13 protein-coding genes and 1 pseudogene are annotated in these 8,923 nt (G+C 45.7%); 13 read left to right on the plus strand and 1 reads right to left on the minus strand.

What is annotated here, in order from left to right:
• Positions 1–268 precede the first annotated feature (268 nt).
• From LG003_RS21985 to LG003_RS22000, 4 genes are all read left to right on the plus strand, one after another.
• Positions 269–763 carry a hypothetical protein gene (locus LG003_RS21985; protein ID WP_262981645.1) on the plus strand — a complete coding sequence of 165 codons (495 nt, stop codon included), beginning with the start codon at positions 269–271 and terminating at the stop codon, positions 761–763.
• A complete protein-coding gene (locus LG003_RS21990) occupies positions 760–975 on the plus strand; it encodes a hypothetical protein (RefSeq protein WP_112879872.1) in 216 nt (71 codons plus the stop codon). Before LG003_RS21985 ends, LG003_RS21990 begins: the two co-directional genes overlap by 4 nt.
• A gap of 43 nt (positions 976–1,018) precedes the next feature.
• A complete protein-coding gene (locus LG003_RS21995; protein ID WP_262981646.1) occupies positions 1,019–1,360 on the plus strand; it encodes a hypothetical protein in 342 nt (113 codons plus the stop codon).
• 141 nt (positions 1,361–1,501) lie between these two features.
• Positions 1,502–1,741, plus strand: coding sequence for a hypothetical protein (locus LG003_RS22000; protein WP_262981647.1), 240 nt, complete (start codon positions 1,502–1,504; stop codon positions 1,739–1,741).
• Here LG003_RS22000 and ghoS read toward each other — a convergent pair.
• Positions 1,738–2,022, minus strand: a complete 285-nt coding sequence (gene ghoS, locus LG003_RS22005) for a type V toxin-antitoxin system endoribonuclease antitoxin GhoS (RefSeq protein WP_112879875.1) — start codon at positions 2,020–2,022, stop codon at positions 1,738–1,740. The two genes, LG003_RS22000 and ghoS, sit on opposite strands and share 4 nt — an antisense overlap.
• 151 nt (positions 2,023–2,173) lie before the next feature.
• Between ghoS and LG003_RS22010 the strand changes: the two genes are divergently transcribed.
• The 9 genes and pseudogenes from LG003_RS22010 to LG003_RS22050 form a co-directional block, all read left to right on the plus strand.
• Entirely contained in the window at positions 2,174–2,353 is a 180-nt protein-coding gene (locus tag LG003_RS22010; protein WP_112879876.1) for a hypothetical protein, read from the plus strand.
• 15 nt (positions 2,354–2,368) lie between these two features.
• Positions 2,369–3,028 (plus strand): hypothetical protein, encoded by a 660-nt coding sequence (locus tag LG003_RS22015; RefSeq protein WP_112879869.1) that lies wholly within the window; start codon positions 2,369–2,371, stop codon positions 3,026–3,028.
• Positions 3,003–3,332, plus strand: a complete 330-nt coding sequence (locus LG003_RS22020) for a hypothetical protein (RefSeq protein ID WP_112879870.1) — start codon at positions 3,003–3,005, stop codon at positions 3,330–3,332. The genes LG003_RS22015 and LG003_RS22020 overlap by 26 nt, the downstream gene beginning before the upstream one ends.
• Before the next feature lie 201 nt (positions 3,333–3,533).
• Positions 3,534–4,031, plus strand: a complete 498-nt coding sequence (locus LG003_RS22025) for an HNH endonuclease (protein ID WP_112879839.1) — start codon at positions 3,534–3,536, stop codon at positions 4,029–4,031.
• Between the two features lie 230 nt (positions 4,032–4,261).
• Entirely contained in the window at positions 4,262–4,813 is a 552-nt protein-coding gene (locus LG003_RS22030; RefSeq protein WP_112879838.1) for a hypothetical protein, read from the plus strand.
• Positions 4,755–6,869, plus strand: a complete 2,115-nt coding sequence (locus tag LG003_RS22035) for a phage terminase large subunit family protein (protein ID WP_112879837.1) — start codon at positions 4,755–4,757, stop codon at positions 6,867–6,869. Before LG003_RS22030 ends, LG003_RS22035 begins: the two co-directional genes overlap by 59 nt.
• Positions 6,870–6,893: 24 nt before the next feature.
• Entirely contained in the window at positions 6,894–7,157 is a 264-nt protein-coding gene (gene gpW / locus LG003_RS22040) for a gpW family head-tail joining protein (RefSeq protein WP_036847803.1), read from the plus strand.
• Position 7,158: 1 nt separating this feature from the next.
• Positions 7,159–8,799 carry a phage portal protein gene (locus LG003_RS22045; RefSeq protein ID WP_262981648.1) on the plus strand — a complete coding sequence of 547 codons (1,641 nt, stop codon included), beginning with the start codon at positions 7,159–7,161 and terminating at the stop codon, positions 8,797–8,799.
• A pseudogene (locus tag LG003_RS22050) lies at positions 8,799–8,923 on the plus strand (S49 family peptidase); the annotation flags it as partial. The gene LG003_RS22045 and the pseudogene LG003_RS22050, both read left to right, overlap by 1 nt.

Below are 8,923 nucleotides of genomic sequence, written 5' to 3' on the forward strand. Positions count from 1 at the left end.
AAAACTCAGTGTCAGTAACAGAGTCTCGCAATCGCGGGACTTTTTTCTATCCGAATTTCACCGCGCACCTCATGCGCATTCAAACCCAAAGAACCTGTTTAGGAAATAGAGCTTGAGGAAATCAGGATTGTGCTGATTCTTTGGTCTGATTTTCTATGAGGCAGGCTCTATCTCTAAAAAGGTAAAGCACGATGAACGCATTAACTTTCAAAAATCACACTATTGTCCCTTTCGATAATCATGATGGGAAAATTTGGTTTACAAGCAAATGGCTGAACTGCTCGAATATAAGAGCGAGAAATCTGTAACCAATCTTTACAATGCTAACAAAGATGAATTCACGGACGACATGACAATGGTCACCGAGTCAATGACCATTGGAATAAACAATAGTTTACGTAAAAAGAAGGTGAGAATTTTCTCTGTCAGAGGTTCCCATTTAATTGGGATGCTAGCTGATACTGATGTTGCCAAGTCTTTGCGTCGCTGGCTATTGGATTTAGCAGATAAAGAGAATCAGTCAGATCTCTCATTGATGGACATGGAAAGCTTAAAGTCACTGACACTTGGTGAAATGCAGAATCGGCTGGTGGCCGCTGATAAGTGGTCTTATAGCAACTTTGGTAGACCAGGTAGTGAAATGATGAACCTCCGCAAGCGTCATCTTAAAAAACTTCGTCAGGCCAAGAAAGTTATTCTGGAATTATCGCAGCTTACGTTACCCGGCTTTGATGACTTCCCGGACGGAGAGCCGCAGACATGAATCATGAGCAATTTATAGCGAAGAACGTACAAGCCGAGTTAACCAAGCTCGGCTTTTCTTCATCTATTGCGTGTATGGCAAGTGACAAAGCGGTCGATCACTATCGAAGAGCTTCATCAGCAAGCAGAAAGGGCAAGATGTACGATGACTGTCTGCATATTGCTAAAGCGTGGGCGAGTAAATACAGCTCGGTCAAGCCGTCCCCAAAGTGAGGACCTCGGAAGAAGTAAGACTGTGATGATCCCGGAGAAATTAATGAAATACACATATTCAATCATTCTGGACGCAATTATCGCGTCCTTTTTATTTATTGGCATTACGCAAAATATCGAAGGTTTTGTAAATGTCGGTTATTTCGCTGGCTGGTTCTTTGGTGTGATTAAATTCCTGGCTTATTTATTTAGCAGGGATATGCTCGCTAAAGAGTACAAACATGTTCCGACAGCATTCCGATATTACGACTTACTGACGGATACAGCCTTTGTCATTTTTGTCGTATATCAGGGCTGGTTTGTACTCGGCGCTATTTACGCGATAGGCGCAATGGCAAAAGTTGAGTTTCAGGGCAAGCAAGAGAAGATGCTTTCAACGAAGTAACTAACTCAGAGCATTCTGCTGACAGAGTGCACGATAGTAGTGATTTCTTTATGGGCGCCCTGCGGGCGGATACTGACTTTTTAGCAGAATATTCTAATTCCAACTGTTTCCAAACTGGAAAGGGTTCAGAGAGGATTTAATATGAAATTTGAAGATTTAACACCCGAGTCACAACAGGCAGCACGTGAGGCTTTAATAAATGCTCTAAATATAGAGATGGAATCTCGACGCTATGCCGATAACGACAGGGCGAAATACCTCGCCCGAAATATTAGAGATAGCTTTATTGCCCTTGAAACAGAAGATCCAAGGCGAGGTGATGGAGATGATGAAGCGGAAGAACTTAGCCCACCTTGCGCCAAAGACCCTGATGAAGATTAAGCCCTGTCAAGTCCGCGCCAGCTTATCCCATCAGATTCAGTGACCAAAACCGCAGGTCTTGAATTGACTGACTTAGCGACGTCATAAGCTAAGTCTCTTACTTCCTGTCGAGATTTTGATTCAGACTTGAAATAGTATTCAGCGGGAGGAAGCTCATATTTATTGCCGCTATCAGCAGTAATAAATTTCGAAAAACCCTTAGCTTTCATTTTATCATAGAGCTTATCGTAATCTGAGTTATCTGCTTTTCTTAATTCTACACGGACAATGAAATCTGCCATTTCTTATTCCTTACTTGACTGTGGAATGATCAAAATATCAATTTTTCTTGACTGTGGAAAGCAGGAAGCCCGCGCCGCCTGAGTGGGTTAACAAAGCAGGCATAAATTCAATCCGGTCGCCCAGTGCGGCCTTTTTATTTAAGGGAAAGAGATGACACAAGATGAACAAACAATACTGATGTTTAGGGGGTTAATTGCCTCATTGTCAGAGCAACAACAAGAAAATGTCAGTACATGTGAAAAGGTAATACGTAAGATGCTGGCTGATTATCCGGATGAAGCTGTTTTCGCACTTGGATTGATTGGCGCAGAGTTGCAGTTATCTATGTAACTTAAGGTCAATAAGATGGCAGGATTAAAAGAACTGTCTAATAAGCTGACTCAAATAAAGAAGCAAGTCCCGTTTGCCACTGCTCAGGCATTAACAAAAGTTGCCCGGCAGATTGAACAAGCTGAAAAGAAGGCGATAGAGCGTAAGTTAGATAACCCGACTCCCTTTACTGTTAAATCTGTTGGCTCGGTTGGTGCGAGCAAGAGCAATCTAAAAGCTAAAGTGTTCGTGCGTGATATTGCCGCAAGCTACTTAACGCCATTTGAAATAGGCGGGGTACATAAGCTTAATAGCAGTGCGTTATTAAATCCAAAGAACATTAAATTAAACAAATATGGCAACTTACCCCGCAACAAACTCCAGCAGTTAAAAGCCAAGCCCGATGTATTTATCGGAGAAGTCACAACCAGCGAACATAATAGTGTCAATGGCGTATGGCAACGTAAGAAAGGCAGAAAGGGTAAGAAGAGCAAAAAGCGGTTAAAGCGCTCTCCAAATGGCACTCGCAGAGAGAGGAAAAAGCAAAGACCGCCGAAACTATTAATCCGGTTCGGTGATGCTCTGCCTGTTGCGCCTATCTTGGGTTATCAGGAACGCGCAAGAAAGATGGCTGATGCATTAATGCCACAGGCTATCAGTCAGGCTCTAGATGAAGCTATTAAAACAGCAAAGTGAGGTTGTAATGAAGTATGAATTGAATGCAACAGTGACATTGCCCACTCATGAAGAAGTTGAAAATATCATTAATCAACTAAAATCAGAACTAAGCGGGTTTGATGTTAGCACCAATTTAGCGTCAATTATGTTGCGTGAGTTGCACAAGCGACTGAGTAAATCCATCGAATGTAAAGTCAGTGTGGATGTAACAAAAGAATATATGGATGCTATAAGATGTATCGTAAGTGAGAATAACAACGAGATAATAGTGACTGGTTTTGATGGTAAATTAGTAATTCGGGACTCATCATCAAGATATTAAATGATATTAAATGATATTAAATGATATTAAATGATATTAAATGATATTAAATGATATTAAATGATATTAAATGATATTAAATGATATTAAATGATATTAATTCTCATTTAAAGCCCTGTCACAGCTAGATAATTGATTTAAACATATTAATGGCCTCGCACTCGCGAGGTTTTTTTGTTCCTTAAACTGGCAGGGAAAGACATGATGGAGTTAACTCAAAGAAAATTGAAAGAGTTGCTCGACTATAACCCTGACACAGGAGTGTTTACATGGCTGGATAATACCCGTAAAGGTATCAGGCATGACAGGGTCGCCGGCTCACAGAGTCATGGGTACATCACAATCGCTATAGACGGAAAGCACTACCGGGCGCATCGGTTAGCGTGGCTCTATGTATATGGCCAGTGGCCTGTCAATATGATTGATCATATCAACAGAGTCAAAAGCGATAACAGGATAGCGAATTTACGTGAAGCCACAAATGAAGAGAACCAGCGCAACGTCGAAGTAGGTAAGAAAAACAAGTCCGGATTCAAAGGCGTATTCTGGGAGCCGTCACGGCAGAAATGGAAAGCCAGAACACAGATGAATAAAAAGAAATATACCCTCGGCAGGTTTGACAGGATTGAGGACGCAGTCGCTGCATATGAGAGCTTTTGCCAAAAACATTATGGTGAGTTCTATGTGCCGCAGAACTGATGCTATCAATATGTTCCCTGGTGATTTTTTGGGTCCTTACTCAGACCCCTTAAATCATGGGACATTGTGCGCCCCGATGTTTTACCAGCTATAAGTTTTCATTTTGTGTCCCATGTCATTTGCTTTGAAATGATTGAACTCCTGTCATATCTGGCATTGAGTCGATTTCTGCATGGGACATTAAAGACGGTGGGACATTTAATCTGTGTCCCATCACAAAGGAATGTCTCATGACAACAATGACTCAAGTTGATTATGCAAAGCACGCAGGGGTTGACAGAAAAACGGTTGGCCGCTGGATCAAGGCAGGAAAATATATTGTCTTAGATGGCAATATGATTGACGTTGAGGCAAGTGATAAAGCTTTGGCTACTTTGCGAGATAGCCAAGACCCAAGAACGAAGAATGCGATCAAAAAAAATCGGTCTATTGGCAAAGAAACTACCATAGATACGGTAAAAGAAATCATGATTGCTACCGGTGCCGAAATGAGCCGAGAAGAAGCTAGCCGGGTAAAGGAAAACTACCTGGCATTATTGACCAAGTTAGAGTACGAAAAGGAGGACGGGCTGTTAGTTGAGATGACCGTTGCCGAGGCGGTTCTGTTTTCTGCTTTTCGTGAGCAACGCGACGCATGGATGAACTGGCCTTCTAGGGTGGCTCCCTTGATGGCGGCTGACTTGGATGTTCCTGCTGACAGAATGACAGAGGTGTTAATAGAACATGTCCACAAACACATCTCTGGCCTCGGCGAGCCTGAATTTAACACAGACGAAACATGACCGTCTTTGTAGCGCAGTGCGCAGGGGTTGGACCCCGCCACCGCGTATTAGTGTACCGGATTGGGCCGATCAGTATCGTAAACTAGCAAAAGAGGCCGGGAGTACATCAGGGAATTGGGAGACTGGAACCGTAGAGATTGCTCGTGGACCGATGTTAGCGGCTACTGAATCTGGGGTACATATCATCACTGTAATGTGTTGCACTCAGTTGATGAAAACCGCATTACTGGAGAATCTGTTTGGCTATTTTGCTCATCTTGATCCTTGCCCTATTTTACTGCTACAACCCAAGGAAGATGCAGCGGAGCAGTTCTCCAAAGAACGTATTACCCCTCTTGTTAGGGTAACACCCATCTTGCGTAAATTGGTGGGTGGAAATAAGCAAAAAAATTCCAAAGAAACATTACTGTATAAATCGTTTACTGGTGGATTTCTGGCGCTGGCCGGTGCGGGTAGTCCTGATAACCTGGCTCGCCGCCCAATTCGTGTATTGCTGGCTGATGAAGTTGATAAATACCCCATCACTAGAGAAGGTGATCCAATAACATTAGCGGAAGAACGCACAGCAACGTTTGGTTTAAACTGGTTATCTGTTCGGGCCTGCTCGCCCACTGTAGAAGATGAAAGCCGGATTGCCGCCAGTTATGAGGATTCTGACCAGCGTAGAGCTTCTGTAGCTTGCCCTCATTGCGAACACCGGCAATTTCTCGATTTTTTTAAGCATGTTCATTGGCCCAAGGAAGGGGATAAACATATTACTCGCTCAGCTATGATCCACTGTGAAAGCTGTGGCGCTGGCTGGTCGGAGGGGGAGCGGTTACGAGCGTTAAAAACCATTCGATGGCATCAAACTAAACCGTTTGATTGTTGTGGCTCTCGACATGCTCCTTTAACTGCTTATGAACAAGCATGGCGTAATCAAGATGATGCTGACTCTATCAATCAAGTATGGGAATGGTCTTGTTCAGAGCGTCATGCTGTTTATCGGGCTATTTGCCCTGAATGCGGCAAGCAAGGAATTGACAATATACACGCAGGATATCAGGCATCTAAGTTATTTAGTCCGTGGCAAAAAGATAAACCCTCTGATATAGCGGAAAAGTATCTTAGAGCTAAAGGTGATCCAGACAAAGAGTTAGCGTGGTGGAATACCCAGATGGGGCTGCCTCACAGGCCTAATTATGGCAAAAAGCTGCCTGTTGATGTGTTGTTGTCAAGAAGAGAGGTATTTGGCGCAGAAGTCCCTGATGATATTGCTGTATTGACAGCCGGTATTGATACGCAAAATGATCGGCTTGAAATTGAAGTGGTTGGGTGGGGCAAGGACGAAGAAAGCTGGTCCATTGCATATGACGTTATAGAAGGTGATCTTGAAACCGCTGAGCCGTGGTTAAGATTGGATGCCTATCTTACGCAAATCTGGCGACGGGCTGACGGCCGTGGTTTTACGATTATGGCGGCGTGCATGGATTCTGGTGGTAGTCATACACAAAAAGTTTATGAATTTGCGAAAGAGCGCCTGGGGCGTCGCGTGTGGGCGATTAAAGGTGAATCTGCACAAATGGGCAGACGCTCACCAATTTGGCCCACAAAAAAACCCACACCGCGCACAAAATCCAGTTTCAGGCCGATAATCATTGGGGTTAACTCTGCAAAAGATTCTGTCCGTTCTCGATTACATATCGAAAAGCCGGGGCCGGGGTATATGCATTTTTCTACAGACCGGGACTTGGGTTATTTCACCCAACTGACTGCGGAGCGTCTGGTTATGAAAGAGTCCGCTGGGCAGCGGTACAGTGTCTGGGAACTGCCATCTGGCCGGGCTAACGAGGCGCTTGATTGTCGGGTATATGCGTATGCTGCGCTGTGTGGTTTATTTCATATAGGGCTAAAACTGAATAAGCTGGTAACAATTATTGCAACAGATCCTGGTCGGCGACTGTTGCCCCCACCCGTCGAACCGGAAGAAAAAATCAACTTACAATATCCCGGCGTTATTATTCAGGAACCGGAAAAGCCGAAGCGTAAGCGTATGTCTCAACTTTTGCCCTCTTAACCCTCGGCTATCTCAAGGATATTTATGTTTAACAGAAACACGAGTTTATTAGCGGGTGCAATGACGCGTGAGCAACTGCAAGATGCGCTAGCGAAAGCACAACAGGCTTATATCGATCTGGCGACGGGAAGCCGGGGCGTGTCTTTTTCTTACACGCAGGGAGACGGCACGCGTTCAGTTTCGTATCAACAAAGCTCGCTGGCGGATTTACTGGCGCTGATCCAACTCTTACAAGCCCAACTGGGCATTGTCTCACGGCCACGGCGCCCGATAAGGCTCAGGTACTGATATGAGTGAAATACGAATTCTAGGCCCAAACGGACAGCCGTTGCCGCCATCACGTCCGAAGCTGTCTATGCTGGTTGGTGGTAGTCGTGTGCCCTATGACGCCGCCGACACATTCAGTGATCAGCTGGCAAACTGGCAGCCGGCGCTGTGGTCGCCAGACAACGAAATCAATATCTATCGCGACCGCATTGTGTCGCGTGTCCGTGATTTGGCAAGGAATGATGGTTGGGCCAGCGGTGCGATCACCCGAGTTCTTGACAATGCTATCGGGGCTAATTTCCGTCCCATTATCAAACCTGATTACCGGATGCTGGCGCTAATGACAGGGAATAAAGCGTTTGATGCAACCTGGGCTGATGAGTACGGGAAAGTAGTTGAAGCACACTGGCGTTCATGGGCTAACGATCCCGGTCGCTATTGTGACGTTGAGAGAAAGCAAACTGTTTCACAGATGTTGCGTTTGGGTTTCCGGCATAAGCTGTTAGATGGTGATGCGCTTGCGGTGCTGCAATATCGAACAGACAGGTTAGGACCCGGCAAGGGGCGTTATGCTACGACAATTCAAATTGTGGACCCAGACCGACTCAGCAACCCACAACAGAATTTCGACATGCCACATATTCGCGGCGGTGTAGAGATAGACGATGACGGTGCCCCTACGTTTTACCATATTCGAGAGGCCCATATTGGCGACTGGTGGAGCGGCGCAAAAACCATGACATGGGAACGTATACCGCGTGAAACTGCGTGGGGACGTCCGCATGTGGTTCATGATTATGATCACGAACGCGGAGCACAACATCGGGGTAACGGTATTCTAACGCCGGTGGTTCAGCGCCTAAAAATGCTCATTAAATATGACCAGTCGGAGCTTGAGGCTGCGATTCTGAATGCTATTTTCGGCGCTTACATTGAGTCCCCGTATGACCCGGCCCTTGTAGAAGCGGCTTTGGGTGAAAGTGAAGACGAGAATTTAGGCGCATACCAACAAGGACGCGTTGAGTTTCACAATGATCGCCGCTTGTCTTTACAAAATGGGGCGCGTATCCCAATTATGTATCCCGGCGAGAAAATCACTACTGTCAATGCCGCGAGACCGCACAGTAACTTTGAAGGCTTTGAAAGTGCGGCGCTGCGTAATATCGCCGCAGCAACGGGGTTGTCTACTCAACAAGTGACGCAAGATTGGTCTGATGTGAACTACAGTTCAGCGCGTTCTGCCATGTTAGAGGCATGGAAAACCTTAACCCGGCGTCGTGCTGATTTCTCAATCGGCTTTGCTCAACCCATTCTGACCGCGTTTATTGAAGAAATTCACGACATAGAAGATTTACCGTTACCGGCTGGTGCGCCTGATTTCTTAGAAGCACGGGCGGCTTATTGCCGGGCGCAGTGGATGGGGCCGGGTCGTGGATGGGTAGATCCTGTTGCGGAGAAGAAGGGCGCTATCTTGGGTATGGATGCCGGGCTTTCTACTCTTGAGATGGAGGCAGCAGAGAACGCGGGTGAAGACTGGGAAGAGATGCTCGATCAGCGTAAGCGTGAACTTGATGCATTCGAAGAACGCGGTTTGACTCCGCCATCATGGGCGCAACTGGATGTTCCCGCTGATAAAACCATTCAAGATCCAAAGGTAGAGTAATGAATTTACCCCATTTGGCCCAACGGCTATTTAACACCCCGCTGGCACTACATCCGCGCAAAGCCGAAGTCGTGATGGCTGCACTGACTGACCGGTTCGGCATCACACGGATTAATACGGGAGC

The sequence above is a fragment of the Photorhabdus kleinii genome (assembly GCF_025384885.1).
GTDB classification, from domain to species: domain Bacteria; phylum Pseudomonadota; class Gammaproteobacteria; order Enterobacterales; family Enterobacteriaceae; genus Photorhabdus; species Photorhabdus kayaii.

Coding starts and splice junctions, on each gene's coding strand:
- LG003_RS22015 (WP_112879869.1), top strand. CDS start 2,369: ATGGCAGGATTAAAAGAACTGTCTAATAAGCTGACTCAAATAAAGAAG.
- LG003_RS22000 (WP_262981647.1), top strand. CDS start 1,502: ATGAAATTTGAAGATTTAACACCCGAGTCACAACAGGCAGCACGTGAG.
- gpW (WP_036847803.1), top strand. CDS start 6,894: ATGTTTAACAGAAACACGAGTTTATTAGCGGGTGCAATGACGCGTGAG.
- LG003_RS22010 (WP_112879876.1), top strand. CDS start 2,174: ATGACACAAGATGAACAAACAATACTGATGTTTAGGGGGTTAATTGCC.
- ghoS (WP_112879875.1), bottom strand. CDS start 2,022: ATGGCAGATTTCATTGTCCGTGTAGAATTAAGAAAAGCAGATAACTCA.
- LG003_RS22030 (WP_112879838.1), top strand. CDS start 4,262: ATGACAACAATGACTCAAGTTGATTATGCAAAGCACGCAGGGGTTGAC.
- LG003_RS21995 (WP_262981646.1), top strand. CDS start 1,019: ATGAAATACACATATTCAATCATTCTGGACGCAATTATCGCGTCCTTT.
- LG003_RS22035 (WP_112879837.1), top strand. CDS start 4,755: ATGTCCACAAACACATCTCTGGCCTCGGCGAGCCTGAATTTAACACAG.
- LG003_RS22045 (WP_262981648.1), top strand. CDS start 7,159: ATGAGTGAAATACGAATTCTAGGCCCAAACGGACAGCCGTTGCCGCCA.
- LG003_RS21985 (WP_262981645.1), top strand. CDS start 269: ATGGCTGAACTGCTCGAATATAAGAGCGAGAAATCTGTAACCAATCTT.
- LG003_RS22025 (WP_112879839.1), top strand. CDS start 3,534: ATGATGGAGTTAACTCAAAGAAAATTGAAAGAGTTGCTCGACTATAAC.
- LG003_RS21990 (WP_112879872.1), top strand. CDS start 760: ATGAATCATGAGCAATTTATAGCGAAGAACGTACAAGCCGAGTTAACC.
- LG003_RS22020 (WP_112879870.1), top strand. CDS start 3,003: ATGAAGCTATTAAAACAGCAAAGTGAGGTTGTAATGAAGTATGAATTG.